This is a genomic window from Methylobacterium sp. AC832, assembly GCF_979256025.1.
The window spans coordinates 1-248 of sequence record NZ_CEEDMV010000068.1 but is presented as its reverse complement, the minus strand read 5'-3'; the positions used below and the strand labels follow the sequence as shown (position 1 = coordinate 248).

At 62.1% G+C, this 248-nt stretch carries 1 protein-coding gene; it reads right to left on the bottom strand.

Annotation, left to right across the window (positions count from 1 at the left end):
- Nucleotides 1-6 precede the first annotated feature (6 nt).
- Nucleotides 7-248: lycopene cyclase family protein (locus AC0IXR_RS25130; protein ID WP_471762607.1), on the bottom strand; the 242-nt coding region annotated here is incomplete at its 5' end.

Here is a 248-nt window from a genome sequence, read left to right as displayed (position 1 = left end):
GTGCTTTTACTGATGCCCAGCAATGGGGCTCCTTTCCGGCACGAAACGCTGCATGAAGGCGCCGAGCCCCTTGGCGATCGGCACGGGCGGCAAGCCCGAGAGCAGCCGGACTCGGTCCATGGGCTGCAAGGTGCCGCGATAGAAGCGCGCGATCAAGCCGGGGTCACGTTTGTAGAATTGCTCCATCACACGCCAGCGCTCGGCAGGATCGGCAGCAAGGAAGAGCATGTTGTTCAACCGCCGAAAGA